This is a genomic window from Microbacterium sp. UMB0228 (assembly GCF_002871415.1).
Taxonomy (GTDB): domain Bacteria; phylum Actinomycetota; class Actinomycetes; order Actinomycetales; family Microbacteriaceae; genus Microbacterium.
Genome location: NZ_PNFU01000007.1, coordinates 19,498 through 37,036 on the forward strand (window position 1 = coordinate 19,498; position 17,539 = coordinate 37,036).

The following is a 17,539-nucleotide window of genomic DNA, read 5'->3' on the forward strand; positions in this document are numbered from 1 at the left end:
GGGGATAACGTGCGCACCTTCCTGGCAGATCGAGACGCCAGGGAGACGAAATGCCGACGTTCAGCAACCCTGTAGAGGACGCCGCAGACGCCCGCGAGGCGGTGCGGGCGCTCGCGCACGCGAGCCGTGCGTTCGCTGATCCCGCGGACACATATCAGGTGGTCGGCGAGTTGCTAGGGACGCTGCGATCCCTGGAGCAAGTGTTGGAGCAGGTCGCGGCGGCGCATGTCCTGCACCAGGACAAGGCGTTCCTCGACAACGGCGACCGCGAGGCCGGGGTTGACGAGGCTTGGGCCGCCGCCAACGCACTGCGCAGGGCCGCAGAACTCGTCCAGTCGGCCGAGACCGCCGTCGATCAGGCGTCGCAGCATTCGAGCTACATCGCGTGGCACCCGGCACCTGTCGCCAGTCGACCTGAGTTGGACCCGTTCTCCCGCGACCCGTTCGAGGCACTCCCGGTCAGCTCCCGGCGAGGATTATCGCTATGAGCCCCGGCGACCGCGAGCGCCTGCACACCGCGGTCCTGCTCGACCCGGCAGGCGAGCGCCGCGCCGCGCGGAAGGCGCGACGGCGAGCGGCGAGCAAGATCGAGACCGCCGACCGCAAGGCTCAGCAGGAGCGGGCGCGGGCGACATGGGAGGCCGAACGCGAGGCAAGGCGGGCGACGACCTACCTGCCACCGTCCGGCGAGACGCGGCCCGCAGCACTCCGCACGCCCGGCTGTTTTCGGCTGCCGCGCCACCAGGACACAAGCGCGACGCTGGCAGGGGCGTATCCGTTCCTCGCCGAGGGCGGGCTCGGCTCCGCTGGCGTGTTCGTCGGCCAGGATCTCTACAGCGGGGCTTCGTTCGTCTACGACCCGTGGGTGCTCTACGCGCAGGGCATCATCACCGCACCGAACATCGTGCTCGCGGGGATCGTCGGCTCCGGCAAGTCCTCGCTCGCCAAGAGTCTCTATACACGGTCAATCCCATTCGGTCGGAGGGTGTACGTCCCCGGCGATCCGAAAGGCGAGCACACGGCCGTCGCTGAGGCGGTCGGCGGTCGGGCGATCATGCTGGGGCACGGGATGTCTACGCGGCTGAATCCCCTCGATGAAGGGCACCGGCCTTCGGGCCTCAGCGATGCCGAGTGGCAGAGCCAGGTCACCTCACGGCGACGCGACCTGATCGGCGCGCTCGCCGAGACCGTCCTCGACCGCGGCCTCACCCCGCTGGAGCACACCGCCGTCGACATCGCGCTCGCCGATGCGGTGCGCTCGGCCGATGTGCCGATCCTTCCGATGGTGGTCGACCGCATCCTCGCTCCGAACGCCGAGAACGACGATGGCAGGCTCGCCGAGGACGGCCGACTCGTCGGACACGCGCTTCGGAGACTCGTGGCCGGTGACTTGGCGGGACTGTTCGACGGCCCGAGCACCGTGCGCTTCGACCCGTCGCTGCCGATGGTGTCGCTAGACCTGTCGCGGGTTGCGGAGAACTCGACGCTCATCTCCGTGCTCATGACGTGTTCGTCGGCGTGGATGGAGTCGGCGCTGCTCGACCCGGCGGGCGGCCCGCGCTGGGTCGTGTACGACGAGGCGTGGCGGCTCATGTCGCATCCGGCGCTGCTGCGCCGGATGGATGCACAGTGGCGGCTCGCGCGGCACTACGGCATCGCCAACCTGCTCATGTTCCACAAGCTCAGCGACCTCGACAACGTAGGCGACCAGGGCTCGGCGATGCGCGCACTCGCCTCGTCCCTGCTCGCCAACGCCGAGACACGGGTGATCTACAGGCAGGAGAGCGATCAGCTCGGAGCGACTGCGCAGGCCCTCGGACTCACCGGAACTGAGCAGGGATTGCTGCCCGGCCTCGGCACCGGGCAGGGGCTCTGGAGGATCAAGAACCGCTCGTTCGTCGTCCAGCACCAGCTCCACCCTGCCGAACTTGCGATGTACGAGACAGGTCAGAAGGCCAGAGGAGCGTGAAATGTCCATCACCCTTTCGCGGCGACGCCGCGCTCGCTCAGAGAGCGCCGAGCAGGAGGACTCAGCCAACGTGCCGCCCGTGCTGCCGGTCGTGACGATGACCGTGCAGGCGGACGCGACGCTGCGCGTCGTGGTCGACGGGAAGCTGTTCGGTCCGCCGACGTTCGCTCCGCCGTGGCAGCGGCACTCGTTCGCGCAGATCATCAGCGAAGTGATCGAGCAGCGCCGCTCCCCAGTCCGCGTCGTGGTGCACGAACTCGATGGCACCGTCTACACGGATATCGTGACCGCTCCACTGCACCCCGTGTCCCTCGACCAGTCCCCGCCCGCAGGACCGCGGGCCTCGGTCGAGGATGGCGACTCCGCGCGGGATGCGACGGAGCCTTCGCACCCGCGCGCACTCCAGAATGGCGAGGGCTTCGTACCAGGCGAGGATGTGGCCGTAGCGGTCATCGTCCGGCACGCCGCGGCAAGCGGCGACGGAGCGGCAAGGGCTCAGATCGAGCCGGGTCTGCTCGATCTGAGCCCCACGCACGAGGTCATCCTGCTCGGCCGCGTCTCGGGCACCTGCGTCATCGGACACCCGGCATGACCAGTTCGTCACCGCGAGCCAGGGCGTTCGGCGACGAGCTGACGAACCTCGCCCTCGGCGCGCTCATCGGTGCGATGCTGCTGGCCGGTGCGCTGCGCTTGGCCGGGAGCATCGCTGCGTTCGTCACAGTTGCGCCCCAGCCTGCGGCAGGTCTCGAAGCGGGAGTCGGCGTGGTCTTCCACCCCGATGACCCCGGCTCGGCACTCGGCTCCGCGTCACTCAGCCCGGTCGCCTACTGGATCACCGTCGCACTCCTGCTCACTGCCGTCGGAACGGCGACGTGGTTCATCTGGCGATGGGTGCGCGAGCTGGGCAAGCGGACCAAGGCCGACCCGAACCGGATCGAGGGAATCGCCGAGGGGCGCGATGTGCAGCGGGCCGCATCCGAACGCGACCTCCTGCGTCGAGCGAAGACCCTGCGCCCCTCGCTCACCGACCCGAAACCCGAGCAGGTCGGCTACCTCCTCGGCACTTCGCGCGGCAAGCGCGTGTGGACATCCGTGGAGGACTCGATCCTGCTGATCGGCCCGCCGAGATCCGGCAAGGGCGCGAACATCGTCATCAACACCATCCTCGACGCGCCCGGTGCGGTCATCACGACCTCGACCCGGCCAGACAACCTCACGGCGACGCTCCGCGCCCGCCAGTCGCACGGCGGCCCAGTCTCCGTGTTCGATCCCCAGCACCTCGCCGAGGGCGTGCCCGCGGGTCTGCGGTGGTCACCGATCCGCGGGTGCGAGGTGCCCCTGACCGCGATGATCCGCGGCACAGGTCTCGCCGCGGGAACCGGGCTCTCCGGCCCCTCTGTCGAGAACGGCGGATTCTGGGAAGGCAAGACGCGCACGGCGCTACAGGCGCTTCTGCACGCCGCGGCGCTCGATCACCGGCAACCCGCCGAGCTATTCCGCTGGACGCTCGACCCTGCGGCTGCGGCGGATGCCGTCTCCATTCTCGCGTCGCACCCCCACGCCGCGACCGGATGGGCCGAGTCGCTCGACGGGATGCTGCAATCCGACCCTCGCACCCGCGACTCCATTTGGCAGGGCGTCTCGCTCTCCCTCGCCTCGCTCGCCGACCCACGGGTGCTGGAGGCGGTCAGCCCCAGCGAGGACGAGCAGTTCGACCCCGAGGCGTTCCTGCGCGGGTCCGGCACGCTTTACCTGCTTGCGACAGGAGCCGGAGCCGGAGCGTCCTCGTCGCTCGTCGCGGCGTTCATCGAAGACCTCGTGGAGACGGCCCGGCGTATCGCCGCGCGCTCGCCGGGCGCGCGGCTCGACCCGCCCGTTCTGCTCGCGCTCGATGAGATCGGGAACCTCGCCCCGCTGCCTTCGCTTCCGGTCCTCATGGCCGAGGGCGGCGGAACGGGGCTCACGGTCATGCCCGTGTTCCAGTCACTCGCCCAGGCGCGAGGTCGCTGGGGCGACGACGCCGCGACCGCGATGTGGGACGCGAGCATCACCAAGATCGTGCTCGGCGGCGGGACGGACACACGGCACCTCCAGGACATCTCCACACTGATCGGCGAACGCGACGAGACGACTGACTCCGTGACCATCGGGGAGCGCGGCTTGCGCTCGAACCAACGCTCGATCCGCCGCGTCCCGATCATGAAGGTCGAAGACATCCGCACCCTGCCCCAGGGCACCTCGCTCGTGTTGCTGCGCTCCGCGCCGCCGATCATCACGACCATGCGTTACTGGCTCCATCGGCCGGAAGCCGAGACGCTGCTCGCCCAGCGCGCCGAGGTCGAGGCGATCATGCGGCCGGGCACCGCAGGGATAGGTGAGGCAACAGTCACCGACGACTGACTGTGAGGAGGCTAGATCGGCCAGTCTTTGTGCAGCTGCGAGCCGATACCAAGCGAACTCAGGTCCGCGGTAACGGCAAGCCACAAGTCATTGAAGATCTGGTCGGCGTCGCCCGTCCAGTCGTTTGGAATCGGGGTCGGCGAATCGACGGTATACGAGACGACGTATCCCGGAGCCGAGTAGTCGTCCCAAGTCAGCGAGACGTTGAGCCTCGCGTTCTCCAGTTTCACGTCGTCATCACCGTCGCCGAATCTGTCGGCGACGTACTCATAGTCGTATGAGAACTGGTAGGAGTCATCCTGCTTCATCGAACGCAGGTACTCGTCTTCATCCTCGAACTCTTCGCCGGTCGAGTTGTTCACGAACGACACTGGACGACCTACCTCTCGCGTTTGTAGGGACCGCTCAGAAATGTCCATCTTCGCAGCGGCAGGACGCGGAAGTGACAGGCGGAATGTCCTCGAAAGCCGCCGCGAGCATGCTTCTAGATGTCTTTCGGAGTCGATCTGTGCTCGTCGGGCTGATGACTCGACCTTCTGCCCTTCGACTGCGAGACGTAGAGGAGTATGCCGAGGGCGACGCCGACACCGAGGATGACGTCGGCAAGGTTGCCGATGAACAGGTTGCCGTAGGCGAGGAAGTCGGTGACGTGGCCGCGACCGAATCCGGGTGGGGCGAGCAGGCGGTCCAGGAGGTTGCCGACCGCGCCGCCCCATAGCAGGCCAATCGCGACCGCCCACCCGGCGGTGCGGGCGCGCGTGGCGGCGATGAGCAGAGCCACGGATGCCGCGGCCGCGATGATGGTGAGCAGCCAGGTTGAGCCGGATCCGAGGGACATGACGGTGCCGGGGTTGAACGCGAGCTGCAAGCCGAGCCAGTCTCCGAGGAGTGGGATGCGGGCTTGTTCGCTGAGCCGTGAAAGGGCGAGTGCTTTGGTTCCCTGGTCGATCAGCACCGCCCCGGCAGCGACGGCGCACGCGATCAGGAATAGACGTGGTCGGACGCGCGAGCCAATAGGGCCGGCGGAATTCATTTTCACGGCATCCGCCCTTCCCTGCGCGAGGCCATGAACGAGACCGGTCATGCCTTCGTGCGCCGCGCCGCGCGGAGCCCGTTGAGGATCACAATGACCTCCGCGACTTCGTGCACCAGCACCACGGCGGCGAGGCCCAGAATGCCGGTGATCGCCAGCGGCAGCAGGATTGCGATGATCGCGATGGACAGCACAACGTTCTGGTTGATGATGCTGCGGCCGCGACGGGCGTGAGCGAGAGCCTGCGGGATGAGACGCAGGTCGTGGCCGGTGAACGCGACGTCGGCGGACTCGATCGCAGCATCCGCGCCCTTGGCCCCCATCGCGATCCCCAGGTCCGCGGCCGCGAGAGCGGGGGCGTCGTTGATGCCGTCCCCGATCATCGCGGTGGGCTGCGACTTCGACATTTCCGCGACAGCGGCGGCCTTGTCCTCGGGACGCAGTTCGGCGCGCACGTCGCTGATGCCGGCCTGTACGGCGAGGGCCGCGGCGGTGCGGGCATTGTCGCCGGTGAGCATCGTCACCCCGATCCCGCGCCGGTTCAGCGTGGCGATGACCTCAGGAACCTCAGGACGCAGCTCGTCCCGCACCCCGATCGCGCCGACTGGCTGGTCGTTGCGGTGGATGATGACAACGGTCATCCCCTCGGACTCCATCGCCTGCACTTCGTCGGCCAGCGTGCCAGCGTCTAGCCAACGTGGACTCCCTACGGCGAGACGAGCTCCGTCGAGGGTGCCGACAATGCCGTGGCCGGCGGTCTCGCGGACGTCTGTAGCGGCCGGAGCGCCGGGAACCGCGTTGGTGATCGCTGCGGCGAGGGGATGCGTGCTGTGGCCTTCCAGGCTCGCTGCCCATGCCAGCACACCATCCTGGGTCGCGCCGGTGGTGACGACATGGGTAACAGTGGGCTTGTTGCGGGTCAGAGTGCCGGTCTTGTCGACGGCGAGGTGGCGGATGCCACCGAATCGCTCGAACGCGGCACCGGACTTCACAACCACACCGAACTTTGACGCGGCGCCGATGGCAGATACGACGGTGACCGGGACAGCGATCGCCAGAGCACACGGCGACGCTGCGACCAGCACGACCAGAGCACGGGTGATCCACACCCCGGGGTCGCCGCTCAGCAGCGACCCGAGCACGCCGACCAGCACGGCGAGGATCATCACGCCGGGAACGAGGGGGCGGGCGATGCGGTCGGCCAGGCGGGCGCGGTCGCCCTTCTCGGCCTGCGCCTGCTCGACCAGTTCCACAATCGTGGTGAGCGAGTTGTCGGTGCCAGCGGCGGTGGCCTCGACCTCGAGGACGCCGGTGGTGTTGATCGACCCGGCCGACACGTCAATGCCGGGCTCGACCTCGACCGGGATCGACTCGCCTGTGATCGCGGACGTGTCCAGGCTGCTCCGCCCGGCACGCACGATGCCGTCTGTCGCGATCCGTTCGCCCGGCCGGACAACGAGCACATCGCCGACACGCAGCTCCTTCGCCTCCACCTCCGTGGTGGCGTCGCCGCCCTTGACGAGTGCGGTGTCGGGCACGAGCTTCAACAGTGCCCGCAGCCCTGCGCGGGCGCGGTCCATGGCCTTGTCTTCCAGCGCCTCCGCGATGGAGTACAAGAACGCGAGTGCGGCGGCCTCCTCGACGTAGCCGAGGATCACCGCCCCGGTGGCGCTGATCGTCATGAGCAGGCCGATACCGAGCTTGCCCTTGGTGAACAGTTTGCGCAGCGCGCCCGGCACGAACGTGTACGCGCCCAGCAGCAGACCGATCCAGAACAACACCAGACCCGCGGTCTCCGCGCCGGTCCACTCGCACACCAGACCGGCGGCGAACGCGACGCCGGAGGCGATCGGGATCAGAACGCTCGGGCTCCGATACCACGGCCGGTGATCGTCATCATCGTCGTCGAGGTCGACGTGTTCGGCTTGCGAGCCCGTGACCGCGCTCACGCCCGAACCTCCCCCGCCACGCAGCCCTCGACCCCGCAGTCCGGGTCCATGCATGGCACGCTCTCGTCGACCGTGAGCGTCACATCAACCAGCGCCGTCAGCGCGCGCGCGAGGTGCGGGTCTGCGACCTCGTACCGGGTCTGCCGGCCCTCGGGCTCAGCCACCACGATCCCGCACCCGCGCAGACACGTCAGATGGTTCGACACGTTCGAGCGGGACAGCCCCAAATCACGAGACAGCACCGCCGGATAACTCGGGCCGGTCAAGAGGGTCAGGAGGATCCGAGAGCGGGTCGGGTCGGCCATTGCTCGGCCGAGCCGGTTCATCACATCGAGTCGATCGGCAATAGTCAGCACATGCTGACTATACATCAGTGGCTGTACTCGGTCTCGCGCTTGCACCTTCGCTCTTCGACCCGCGATCCTCCCGGAAGATGTCCCGGATAGACATCTCGTGGACATTTCCTCCACGAAATGGACATTTCCGAAGAGTCCCTACAGCGTTCTCTGCCCAGGCGACGCTCGCCTCTCAGCCATGTCATCACAGTAGCCCGGGGCGCGGACGGTCGAGCTTGCGCACCTATCGGGTAGCAGTCCTCTCTCGGCAGGAGAAGTTAGGAGCATCCCGATGCGAACCAAAGAGTCCCTGTGGGGCTTCTTCGCCAGCGACCCGCAACTGTCCTTCAACGAGAAAGGAGAGGCGCGACTGTTCGCCTGGATCGGTCAGGAGCAGTTCGAGCGCAACCCGGACGGCTCGTTCACCCAGGGCGAGACGAAGTTCTACCCGTTCAAGATGTTCCGGAAGACCGCGGAGCACGCCTACGAGAAGTTCGCGCGCGGCGACACCTTCGTCGCCAGCGGGCACGTCCAGAAGTTCAGCTACGAGAAGAACGGCGAGACGATCAGCGGCGAGGAGTTCATCGCCACGCACATCGGCCCCGATGCCGCCCGCACGAGCTACGCCGTCGATCGCGGCCGCTCGCGCACGCAGCACGTCGAGAGCGCAGCCATCGAAGCGCCAGACCCGACCATCCCCCAGCAACCGTCACCCCGTCCGATGACGCTGTGAGGCCGCGTCATGACCACCGACGAGACGCTGTTCCCGCCCGATGACCCCGACTTCGATGTGCCTCCGCTCGAGGAACCGGAGCCCGAGCCGGTGACACCTTCGCCGAGGCCGGCCAAGGAGCCGGACGCCGAGGCGAAGGACACGCCGGAGCCGCCGCGCCCCGTCAACTGGAACATCCTGACCGCGGCCGAGGCGCAGGTGGAGTGGCTGGAGCTGAACGCCTTCGTGAACTGGCTGCGTCACGAGTTCGGCCTGAGCGTGAACGTCGTGCCGCCGTTCTGGCATCGGCACCCGGAGCTGGTGTGGCCGCTGTCGGCGCTGCGGCAGCACTACCTCAACGCCTACGACAAGAAGCAGCACGGCTCGGCACCGTTCGGCTGGTGGCGCGACTTCTGGGCGTTCGTGCCGCAGCTTCGGGACGCGGTGACCGCGTGCGGCACGAAGCTCAACACCGACCGTCCGACGCGGCAGGCGGTGTGGCCGGGCGAGGACGAGCATCCCATGCTGGTGGAGACGGTGATCCCCGACCGGGATGCCGACTTCACGCAGTTCGTCAAGGACGACGTGGCTCGCAGGCAGGCCATCGAGGACGAGTTCTACGCCCATCTCGCGGCGGAGCAGTAGGGCGCGGGCGGTGACGGCGAATGGCGCGGCAGCGATCCCGGAAGCCCTGGCCGGGGCAACTGGAGTTCGACCTGTGGGGGCTCGACGAGCCCGCCGCCGACACCGCGCTCGCCACCGCTCGCGAAACCGGGGCAGGCGATGAACAAGTACGGGCAGATGGCGCTGGAGCACTGGCAGGCGACAGCTCCGAGCCGAGTGGCGGAGCTGAGCGATCCGGCGACGTTCTTCGAGACGCTGGGCCTGGAGATGCAGGCGCAGGTGACGAACCTCGCGTCGATGCTGGCGGGCAGCGACCGGCAGGGGGAGACTTTCTTGCAGAAGGTCGCCCGGCTGACAGCGGCCCGGAGACAGGCGGAGGAGGTCGTGATGTCGCAACTGGCGTGGGTCACCGACCCGAGCCTGCCGCTGGATCAGGCACGGGAGGAATGGGAGCAGACCCGTCCCTCCGACGAGAACCTGGTCCTCTGGGCCCAGCGGATGCAGGACTGCCCGGATTCGATGCCCTCCTCCGTGGAGTTGGAGGAGATGGCGAAGACGTGGGCGCTGCCGGTCGAGTTCCTGCTGGAGCTCGTGGCGACGGAGCCCCCACGGGAGTACATGCGGGCGAACCGGGCGACGCTCGCCGAGGCGGCGACGATCCGCTTCTTCCGCAAGCTGCGGTAGCGCCTCGGTTCCTTCCCGCCTCGCAGGACGACCTTGGCCCCTCGGGCGCGAAGGCACGCTATCGGGCGAACGTGGAGGCGATCCACCTCATCCACGATCTGAACTCGACGGGTCGCCCCGCGTCTCCAGAGGGTCAGCGCGTGCTCGCCCGCTGGTCGAGCTGGGGCGCGATCCCCGAGGTCTTCGATGATCTGAAGCCCGAATGGGATGCCGAGCGCGCTGAGCTGCGCGAGCTGCTGAGCGACGACGAGTGGGATGCCGCCGCGCGCACGACGATCAACGCGCACTACACCGACCCGATGATCGCCCGGCAGGTGTGGCGGCTGCTGGACGGGCTGGGGTTCCGCGGCGGCGCGGTGCTGGAGCCCGGTTCCGGCGCGGGTACGTTCATCGGCCTCGCGCCGGCGTCGGCGCAGATGACCGGGGTGGAACTCGATCCACTGACGGCGGCGATCTGCGCCGAGTTGTACCCGCACGCGACCGTCCGCGCCGAGTCCTTCGCCGACACCCGACTGCCTGAAGGACACTTCGACGCAGCCATCGGCAACGTGCCGTTCAGCAGCGTCACTCTGCACGACCCGCTGCACAACGCGACCCGGCAGTCGATGCACAACCACTTCATCATCAAGTCGCTGCGCCTGACCCGGCCCGGCGGAATCGTCGCGGTGCTGACCTCGCACTTCACGATGGACGCGCAGAACCCCGGCGCGCGGCGGGAGATGAACGAGCTGGCCGACCTCGTGGGCGCGATCCGCCTGCCCACCGGGGCGCACCGCCGCGCCGCAGGGACGGAGGTGGTGACCGACCTGCTCGTGTTCCGGCGGCGACCGGAGGGCGAGCAGATGCGCGACGACGCCTGGGAGACGGTCGCGCAGGTGCCCATCGACGGCGTGCCGATGCGGATCAACCGCTACTTCGACGAGCACCCGGAGCAGATGCTCGGGGAGGTCGGCGTCGGCCACGGGATGTACGACGCGGCCACGCTCACCATCACGACCGATCTGGCTGACTTGGAGGCGGAACTCGCGGTCGCCTTCGACCAGATCGTGTTCTCCGCGCGCCGGGCCGGGCTGACGATGACCGAGCGCACCGCCGAGCAGCAGGCGCGCCGGGCAGCGTTCACCCCGTCGGCGCCGGAGCTATGGGACGGCAGCATCGTGGCGAGCGAGACCGGCGGCTTCCGCACCGTTGTCTCCGGCTCGCTGGAGCCGCTTGCGGTGCCGAAGTCCGCCGAGCGCGAGCTACGCGCACTGCTGCGTCTGCGCGACGGGGCATCCCGCCTGCTGACCGCGGAAGCGGCGAGCGTGGACGACACGCCTGACATCGTGCTCACCCGCACGACGCTGCGCCGCGACTACCTGAAGTACGTCGGCACCTACGGGGCGCTGAACCGCTACACGCTGCGCCCCACCGGGCACACGAACGAGGACGGCGAGGAGACCTTCGCGCGCATCGTGCCGACACCGATCCGGCTGCTGCGCTCCGACCCGTTCGGTCCCCTGGTGCTCGCGCTGGAGCAGTTCGACGACGAGGATCAGTCCGCGTCGCCTGCCGCGATCATGAGCCACCGTGTGGTGGTGCCGCGCGCCGAGGTGCAGGGTGTCGACAGCCCGGCCGACGCCATAGCGGTCAGCCTCGACCGCACCGGCCGCATCGACATCACCCTCGTCGCCGATCTGCTCGGCATGAACGACCGCGAGGCGCGCGCGGCGCTGGGAACGCTCGTGTTCGCCGATCCGGTCACGAACCAGCTCACCCACGCGCCGGAGTATCTGTCGGGCGACGTGCGGGTCAAGCTCGAAGCGGCACGGCTCCGCGCCGAGGACGACCCGGAGTTCCAGGTCAACGTCGATGCGCTCGCTGAGGTGTTGCCCGCGCCGCTGGGCATCCAGGACATCCACGCGAAGCTCGGCGCCGTCTGGATCAGCGCCGACGTGCACGAGCAGTTCCTGCGTAGCACTCTGCGCGCGCCCGACGTTCGCGTGGAGAACCCGCTGCCAGGCATGTGGGAGATTCGCGGCGGTCGGCAGGGGCTGCCCTCCACCTCGGAATGGGGCACGCCCCGCCGCCCCGCGCCGGACATCGCACAGGCCGTCATGGAGCAGCGGACGATGCTCGTTTACGACGAGGAGAAGGACATCGACGGCAAGGTGCGTCGCGTGCTCAACCCCGTCGAGACCGCCGCAGCGCAGGAGAAGGCCGACGGCCTCCAAGAGCGGTTCAGCGAGTGGGTGTGGGAAGACCCGGCACGCGCGCAGGCGCTCGTGGACGAGTACAACCGGCGCTTCAACTCCATCGTGCTCCGTGACTACACGGATGCCGGGGCATATCTGTCGTTGCCCGGCCTGGCGTCGAACTTCGAGCCGCGCACGCACCAGCGAGCCGCTGTCGCGCGCATGGTGTCCGAGCCCGCCGCGGGCCTGTTCCACGAGGTCGGCGCGGGCAAGACCGCGGAAATGATTATGGGCGCGATGGAGATGCGCCGGATGGGGCTCATCGGCAAGCCCGTCGTGGTCGTGCCGAATCACATGCTGGAGCAGTTCGGGCGCGAGTGGCTCCAGATCTACCCGCGCGCCCGCGTGCTCGCGGCGTCGAGCCTCGACCTCACGGCAGACAAGCGGCGGCTGTTCGTCGCCCGCGCTGCCGCGAACGAGTGGGACGCGATCATCCTCACGCAGGGGGCGTTCGCCAAGATCCCGCTGCGCGCCGAGACGCAGCAGGAGTACATCCGCGGGCAGGTAGACGACGTGCGGCGAGTGCTGGGCGAGGCGACCGGCGAGCAGCGGATGAGCGTCAAGCGCATCCAGCGGAAGCTCCTGGCGATGGAGAACAAGCTCAAGGATCGGCTCGACTCCGACCGCGACCGCGGCGTCTGCTTCGAGGACACCGGCATTGATTACGTCATCGTCGACGAGATGCATATGTACAAGAATCTCGCCACCGAGTCGAACATCAGGGACGCGGCCATCGAGGGCTCGGATCGCGCGAGCGACCTGCACATGAAGCTCGAATACCTCCGCTCCGCGGGGCGCGAGCGGGTCGTGACCGCCGCGACCGCGACGCCCATCTCGAACTCGATCACCGAAACCTATGTCATGCAGCGATACCTGCGGCCCGACGTGCTGGAGTCGGCGGGTGTCGGCGCGTTCGATGCGTGGGCGGCAACGTTCGGCGAGCTGGTCACGCAGATGGAGATCTCGCCGACCGGCAGTACCTTCCGAATGAAGACCCGCTTCGCCCGGTTCCAGAACGGGCAGGAGCTGCTCCGGATGTGGTCGGTGTTTGCCGACGTGAAGACCGCTGAAGACCTCGACCTGCCCGTGCCCGCGCTCGTGCAGCGCGACGACGGCAGCCGCGCGCCCTCCACCGTGCCGGTGCAGCCGACCGTCGAGCTGGAACAGTACGTCGCATCCCTCGCCGAGCGCGCCGAGAAGGTCGCCACCCGCCAGGTGCGGCCCGACGAAGACAACATGCTCCTGATCGCCACCGACGGACGCAAGGCCGCGCTCGACATCCGCATGGTCATCTCCCGCGACCCGTCCGGGCCGAGCAAGGTCGACGTCGCCGCCGACGCGATCCACCGCATCTGGGAGCGCACCCGCGACAACGAGTACCTCGACACGGTGACCGGGCAACCCTCCACGGTGCGCGGGTCGCTCCAGCTCGTGTTCTCCGATATCGGCACCCCGAACCAGGACAGGTGGAACGCCTACGACGAGCTGCGGCAGCAGCTCGTGCAGCGCGGCATCCCCGCCGAGCAGGTCAGATACATGCACGAGGCGAAGACCGACGTGGAGAAGGCCCGCCTGTTCGCCGCAGCCCGTGCCGGCCACGTCGCCGTGCTCCTCGGATCGACGGAGAAGATGGGTGTCGGCACGAACGTCCAGGCCCGCGCCATCGCGCTGCACCATCTGGACTGCCCGTGGCGGCCCTCCGACATCGCGCAGCGCGACGGTCGCATCATGCGGCAGGGCAACCAGAACGAGGAAGTGGCGATCGTCCGCTACGTCACCGAGCGTTCCTTCGACTCCTACATGTGGCAGACCGTCGAGCGGAAGGCCGCGTCGTTCGCGCAGCTCCTGCGCGGCAAGATCAACGCCCGAGAGATCGAGGAGATCGACACCTCCGCGTTGTCCGCAGCAGAGGCCAAGGCAATCGCCTCCGGCAATCCGCTCCTGCTGGAGCACTCCGTCATCCTCAACGAGGTGAACCGGCTCCGCCGCCTCCAGCGCGCGCACGAGCGCAACGAGGACATGCTCGTCCACACCGGAAACCGCGCCCGGTCAGCCGCCGAGCGCGCCGCCGCGGACATTCGCGGGCTGGAAGCCGCTGCCCCGCGGATGATCGACACGAGCGGCGACAGGTTCCGCATCACGCTCGGCGCGCGCGACTACGACTCCCGCTCCGAAGCCGCCCACGCCCTCGCCGCATGGATGAGCGACTCCGGCCTGAAGTGGCTGCCTCGGTACGGGCACAAGGACTTCGGGATCATCGGCCGCATCTCAGGCTTCGACATCCACGTCGAGGCCCGCTCCGGGCTCGCCGCTCTCGATGTGACCCTCTCCCTGCCCGAGGTGCCCCGCTCGGGATTCACGATGTCGAAGGAGTCGTTCCTGGAGGCCGGGCTCGGGCTCGTGCAGCGCATCGAGAACCGTGTCAGCGGCATCCCCTCCCTCCTCGACCAGGCCCGCGAAGACCTGGAAGAAGCCGAGCAGACCGTCACCGATACCCAGCAGCGCCTCGGCCAGCCCTTCCGCCACGCACAGACCCTCGCCGACGCCGAGGAAGACCTCGCCCGCGTCGAGTCCCAGCTCGCCGCGATGCAGGACGAACCGGCACCCGAGCCCGCCGCGCCAGAGTCCGAGCGCGTCGAGCTGACCATCGAAGCAGTGCGCGCCTACGAACCGAACCTCGGGTCGCGGGAGGGTGCGGGTCGTGAGCCCGCGACCCCGTTCGTCCCCGTGACGCCTCCGGCCGCGCCGCCGGGCAACGCCCAGCGGCTGTAGCTCAGCGGCACTCCGGGCCGAGCCCGTCGACGATCGTGGCCGGGTCGGCGATGATCTGCTCGCAGCGCAGGCAGCGCGCGCCGCGAAAGATCACCTCCGGTTCGCCGTGGATGCCGTGTTCGGGTTCGACCTCGTAGAGGTCCGCGTGTGCGGCGAACAGGCGCGGGTGGTTCTTGGCGATGGCGGCGTGGAATTGCGCGGGCGTGGTCGGCGGGTTGAGCTGACGCTCGACGAACAGGTCGATCACCGTCGAATAGGCATCGCGGGTGAGCCGCGCGGCGAGGAACAGATCGGGGTTCGCCGCCGAGATGCCGACGCTAGCAAGATCGTCCAGCCCGTAGTCGTCCACATCCTCGGTGACCAGGAAGCGTGCGCCCGCGGCCGCAGCATCGGCAAGGATCTGCCGATCCGCGCCCTTCGTGCCTCCGAAATGTTCCGCACCCGTGCCGGTCGGCCCGAGCAAGACGTCGAATCGCTCCCGGACACTCGACGGCGGCAACGCCCTCGGGCGCATGTGCACCTGGGCCTCCCGCTCGGCAGCCCGGCTCCAGAAGGCGCGGAAGCCGCTCGGCACCCCGCCGACGACCAGCAGAGTCCGAGTGACGGGCTTAGCGATGATGTTCGCGTCCAGGAGAACGCGCGTCAGCTCACTGATCGCCGAAGAGGTCGTCGCGGAGTTCATCGCGCGTCAGCTCCACGAGGTCGCCCATCATCTTGCGCCAGTACCGCGCGAACTCCTCGTAGGGGATGCGATTGCGATTGCCGACCTTGACCGCGCGAATCTCCCCCGCCTTGATCTTCCGCGAGATGGTGGGACGAGACACGCCCATCGCGTCGGCGACCTGCTCGGGGGTCATCATGCGGCGCTTCGCCGTCAGCGTCACCGTCTCCCCATCGGCTGCCGCCTGCTGCACATATGCGGCGACCTGCTCCAGCCAAGCCGGGCGCGCCCCGGCGCTGGAGCGCACATCCTCCGGGTTGATCGTCAAGCTCGTCATGGTCATGACCCCATCCTACCTCCATCTGCACACTCTGGACAATACAAGTGTTCATACGGCATCCCCTTCTTGAGCCTTACAGTTCATGCGTCGATGCCCGCGAACGCCTCGTCGAGCGCGTCAGCCGCGACCTCGACGATGAGGTCGGGACGCTTCGCGTAGTGCCCTTCCGTGATGTCGGTACTGCTGTGCCCGAGCAGGTCGCGTGCGACCTCGACGCCAGCCGTGTCCGATACCGCGGCCGCGACCGCCTTGCGGAGACTGCGGAAGGTGAGATGCTCGGCGTCGACCCCGATAGCCAGCAGTTCCGGCTCGAACTCGCGGCGGAACATCCGGAGCAACTCGCCGACGGCGCTGGGGTCGCGCGGACGGCCGCGCTCGGTCGTGAACAGCACGTCGTCTGGATTCCGTTCGGGGTCGGGAACGTGGCTCGCCACGAGTTCGCTCAGTACCTTCGCTGCGAACTTCGGCACGCGAACCCAACGCTTCTGCCGCTCCGCTTTGGGCGAGTCCTGGCGAAACAGGCCGCGGGACTTGGTGCGAACCATCGTCCCGCCGACCCAGACGAGCGCCTCCATCGTGAGGCTTCCATCCGGTTGTTCCACCGCCTCGAACCGCACGTCCTGGAACCGGATCGCAATCGGTTCTGCCGTCCTCTCGGAGGTGCCGAGCGTGATGAGGATGTAGTCGGCGAGCAGCTTGTAGTTGGGCCGTCGGCCCACCGGATACCGCTTCCGGTGCCGCTCGGGCCACACCTCGCGGATGAGGTGGAGGATGTACTTGACCTGCACCGCGTCGAGTTCGAAGTACACCGTGTCCGGCTCGTCCGCTCGCCTGGTCGCACGGATCGGGTTCGCCATGACGACCGCTCCGTACCGTGTGTTCTGGATCGACCCGGCAGCCGAGAAGTGCCCCTGCTGGATCGCCCAGTCGAACATGAGCGACATCACGTTCCGAACCTTGTTCGCGGTCGTTACCGACTTCTCCCGTGCTACGTCCATGAGCAGCCCATCAGCACGGTCGGCGGTGATGTCGGCAATGGGGATGGCACCGGCGCGCGGGACGACATGCGCGCGAACAACCGATGCGTAGCCATCGACGGTCTGCTCGCGGCGCTGGCGCAGCACCCGCGGATCATCGTCGTGATACGCCGTCTTCAGCCACGCCTTCGCCAGCTCAGCGACAGTCATGACCTGTGCTCGTCGCGCCAGCACTCGACCGACAGCGACATCAGCAGCTTCCTGCAACGCCGTCAGCGCCTCAGCCTCGGTCGCTCCGCTGCCGCTGGGACGACGCTCCTGCCCCTGGCCGTCATAGACCCGCGCTCGCGCGATGACCAGTCCGCTCGGCTCGACCGTGTAGGTCACCTTGCCGAGTTCGCCGAGTGCGCGCTTCGGCCGCGCCATCAGTCGCCCGCCCTATCCGTCGGGGCCACGATCCGCCCAGCGATGAACGCCTCGACATCCTCATCGCGGTAGCGAACGTTGTGCGACGAGAGTGCGACGAACGGCAACCCGAGACCTCGGCTGCGCGCACGCTCTGTGCGCCAGTCAGCGAGCGTCCTGATCGGGATGCCCGTGTACTCCGCAAGCTCCTGCGGAGTCCAGAGGCGGGGGCGGTCGTCGCTCATACCAATGAGGTAGGCGGCACCACCCGCAGACCTCCAGCGAACCCCGTAGGACGGCCAAGAATCGAGTAAGCGGACGGGTTCTCGGACAGCCGCAGTAGCGACCAACTCCATGCTCAACATCGCACTTCCCTGTATTTGCAGGGGAGTATGATCCTGTGGAACACCCTCCGGTTCTCAGATCCTCAAGCCGAGCTGTACT

The 17,539-nt window shown here is 68.2% G+C and carries 16 protein-coding genes; 8 read left to right on the forward strand and 8 right to left on the reverse strand.

Annotated elements, in window-relative coordinates:
• Positions 1 to 50: 50 nt before the first annotated feature.
• From CJ226_RS14810 to CJ226_RS14825, 4 genes are read left to right on the forward strand one after another with little or no spacing between them, the layout of a single operon-like run.
• Positions 51 to 488 carry a hypothetical protein gene (locus CJ226_RS14810; protein WP_102209667.1) on the forward strand — a complete coding sequence of 146 codons (438 nt, stop codon included), beginning with the start codon at positions 51 to 53 and terminating at the stop codon, positions 486 to 488.
• Positions 485 to 1,969, forward strand: coding sequence for an ATP-binding protein (locus CJ226_RS14815; protein WP_102209668.1), 1,485 nt, complete (start codon positions 485 to 487; stop codon positions 1,967 to 1,969). The genes CJ226_RS14810 and CJ226_RS14815 overlap by 4 nt, the downstream gene beginning before the upstream one ends.
• A 1-nt stretch (position 1,970) precedes the next feature.
• Positions 1,971 to 2,561: a hypothetical protein gene (locus CJ226_RS14820; protein WP_229381994.1), complete on the forward strand. Its 591-nt coding sequence runs from the start codon at positions 1,971 to 1,973 to the stop codon at positions 2,559 to 2,561.
• The gene (locus tag CJ226_RS14825) at positions 2,558 to 4,369 is read left to right on the forward strand and encodes a type IV secretory system conjugative DNA transfer family protein (protein ID WP_102209669.1); all 1,812 of its coding nucleotides are present in this window, start codon (positions 2,558 to 2,560) and stop codon (positions 4,367 to 4,369) included. Before CJ226_RS14820 ends, CJ226_RS14825 begins: the two co-directional genes overlap by 4 nt.
• An 11-nt stretch (positions 4,370 to 4,380) precedes the next feature.
• Here the strand turns inward: CJ226_RS14825 and CJ226_RS14830 are convergent, their stop codons facing one another.
• From CJ226_RS14830 to CJ226_RS14845, 4 genes are all read right to left on the reverse strand, one after another.
• Positions 4,381 to 4,731 (reverse strand): hypothetical protein, encoded by a 351-nt coding sequence (locus tag CJ226_RS14830; RefSeq protein ID WP_138172282.1) that lies wholly within the window; start codon positions 4,729 to 4,731, stop codon positions 4,381 to 4,383.
• A 122-nt stretch (positions 4,732 to 4,853) separates the two neighbouring features.
• Positions 4,854 to 5,453 (reverse strand): signal peptidase II, encoded by a 600-nt coding sequence (locus CJ226_RS14835; protein WP_229381995.1) that lies wholly within the window; start codon positions 5,451 to 5,453, stop codon positions 4,854 to 4,856.
• A complete protein-coding gene (locus tag CJ226_RS14840) occupies positions 5,450 to 7,351 on the reverse strand; it encodes a cation-translocating P-type ATPase (protein WP_228162905.1) in 1,902 nt (633 codons plus the stop codon). Before CJ226_RS14840 ends, CJ226_RS14835 begins: the two co-directional genes overlap by 4 nt.
• Positions 7,348 to 7,707, reverse strand: a complete 360-nt coding sequence (locus tag CJ226_RS14845; protein ID WP_102209749.1) for a helix-turn-helix transcriptional regulator — start codon at positions 7,705 to 7,707, stop codon at positions 7,348 to 7,350. Before CJ226_RS14845 ends, CJ226_RS14840 begins: the two co-directional genes overlap by 4 nt.
• Before the next feature lie 271 nt (positions 7,708 to 7,978).
• On the opposite strand from CJ226_RS14845, the gene CJ226_RS14850 reads away from it, so the two are divergent.
• From CJ226_RS14850 to CJ226_RS14865, 4 genes are all read left to right on the forward strand, one after another.
• Entirely contained in the window at positions 7,979 to 8,419 is a 441-nt protein-coding gene (locus CJ226_RS14850; RefSeq protein ID WP_048809344.1) for a single-stranded DNA-binding protein, read from the forward strand.
• A 9-nt stretch (positions 8,420 to 8,428) separates the two neighbouring features.
• Positions 8,429 to 9,043, forward strand: a complete 615-nt coding sequence (locus CJ226_RS14855) for a hypothetical protein (protein ID WP_102209673.1) — start codon at positions 8,429 to 8,431, stop codon at positions 9,041 to 9,043.
• A gap of 138 nt (positions 9,044 to 9,181) precedes the next feature.
• On the forward strand, positions 9,182 to 9,706 hold the full coding sequence (locus tag CJ226_RS14860) for a hypothetical protein (protein WP_102209674.1): 525 nt from the start codon (positions 9,182 to 9,184) through the stop codon (positions 9,704 to 9,706).
• A gap of 71 nt (positions 9,707 to 9,777) precedes the next feature.
• Positions 9,778 to 14,712 (forward strand): helicase-related protein, encoded by a 4,935-nt coding sequence (locus CJ226_RS14865; RefSeq protein WP_180964614.1) that lies wholly within the window; start codon positions 9,778 to 9,780, stop codon positions 14,710 to 14,712.
• A 1-nt stretch (position 14,713) separates the two neighbouring features.
• On the opposite strand, the gene CJ226_RS14870 is transcribed toward CJ226_RS14865, so the two are convergent.
• The 4 genes from CJ226_RS14870 to CJ226_RS14885 all read right to left on the reverse strand — a co-directional run bounded on the left by CJ226_RS14870 (position 14,714) and on the right by CJ226_RS14885 (position 17,340).
• Entirely contained in the window at positions 14,714 to 15,394 is a 681-nt protein-coding gene (locus CJ226_RS14870; RefSeq protein WP_102209675.1) for a hypothetical protein, read from the reverse strand.
• The gene (locus CJ226_RS14875) at positions 15,360 to 15,716 is read right to left on the reverse strand and encodes a helix-turn-helix domain-containing protein (protein WP_102209676.1); all 357 of its coding nucleotides are present in this window, start codon (positions 15,714 to 15,716) and stop codon (positions 15,360 to 15,362) included. Before CJ226_RS14875 ends, CJ226_RS14870 begins: the two co-directional genes overlap by 35 nt.
• Before the next feature lie 77 nt (positions 15,717 to 15,793).
• Positions 15,794 to 17,116: a tyrosine-type recombinase/integrase gene (locus CJ226_RS14880; RefSeq protein WP_102209677.1), complete on the reverse strand. Its 1,323-nt coding sequence runs from the start codon at positions 17,114 to 17,116 to the stop codon at positions 15,794 to 15,796.
• The gene (locus tag CJ226_RS14885; RefSeq protein WP_102209750.1) at positions 17,116 to 17,340 is read right to left on the reverse strand and encodes an AlpA family transcriptional regulator; all 225 of its coding nucleotides are present in this window, start codon (positions 17,338 to 17,340) and stop codon (positions 17,116 to 17,118) included. The genes CJ226_RS14880 and CJ226_RS14885 overlap by 1 nt, the downstream gene beginning before the upstream one ends.
• Positions 17,341 to 17,539: the final 199 nt, after the last annotated feature.

Bases quoted from the DNA above. Each gene is read 5' to 3' on its own strand.
- CJ226_RS14810 (WP_102209667.1), top strand. From the start codon at position 51: ATGCCGACGTTCAGCAACCCTGTAGAGGACGCCGCAGACGCCCGCGAG.
- CJ226_RS14815 (WP_102209668.1), top strand. From the start codon at position 485: ATGAGCCCCGGCGACCGCGAGCGCCTGCACACCGCGGTCCTGCTCGAC.
- CJ226_RS14820 (WP_229381994.1), top strand. From the start codon at position 1,971: ATGTCCATCACCCTTTCGCGGCGACGCCGCGCTCGCTCAGAGAGCGCC.
- CJ226_RS14825 (WP_102209669.1), top strand. From the start codon at position 2,558: ATGACCAGTTCGTCACCGCGAGCCAGGGCGTTCGGCGACGAGCTGACG.
- CJ226_RS14835 (WP_229381995.1), bottom strand. From the start codon at position 5,453: ATGACCGGTCTCGTTCATGGCCTCGCGCAGGGAAGGGCGGATGCCGTG.
- CJ226_RS14850 (WP_048809344.1), top strand. From the start codon at position 7,979: ATGCGAACCAAAGAGTCCCTGTGGGGCTTCTTCGCCAGCGACCCGCAA.
- CJ226_RS14855 (WP_102209673.1), top strand. From the start codon at position 8,429: ATGACCACCGACGAGACGCTGTTCCCGCCCGATGACCCCGACTTCGAT.
- CJ226_RS14860 (WP_102209674.1), top strand. From the start codon at position 9,182: ATGAACAAGTACGGGCAGATGGCGCTGGAGCACTGGCAGGCGACAGCT.
- CJ226_RS14870 (WP_102209675.1), bottom strand. From the start codon at position 15,394: ATGAACTCCGCGACGACCTCTTCGGCGATCAGTGAGCTGACGCGCGTT.
- CJ226_RS14875 (WP_102209676.1), bottom strand. From the start codon at position 15,716: ATGACCATGACGAGCTTGACGATCAACCCGGAGGATGTGCGCTCCAGC.
- CJ226_RS14880 (WP_102209677.1), bottom strand. From the start codon at position 17,116: ATGGCGCGGCCGAAGCGCGCACTCGGCGAACTCGGCAAGGTGACCTAC.
- CJ226_RS14885 (WP_102209750.1), bottom strand. From the start codon at position 17,340: ATGAGCGACGACCGCCCCCGCCTCTGGACTCCGCAGGAGCTTGCGGAG.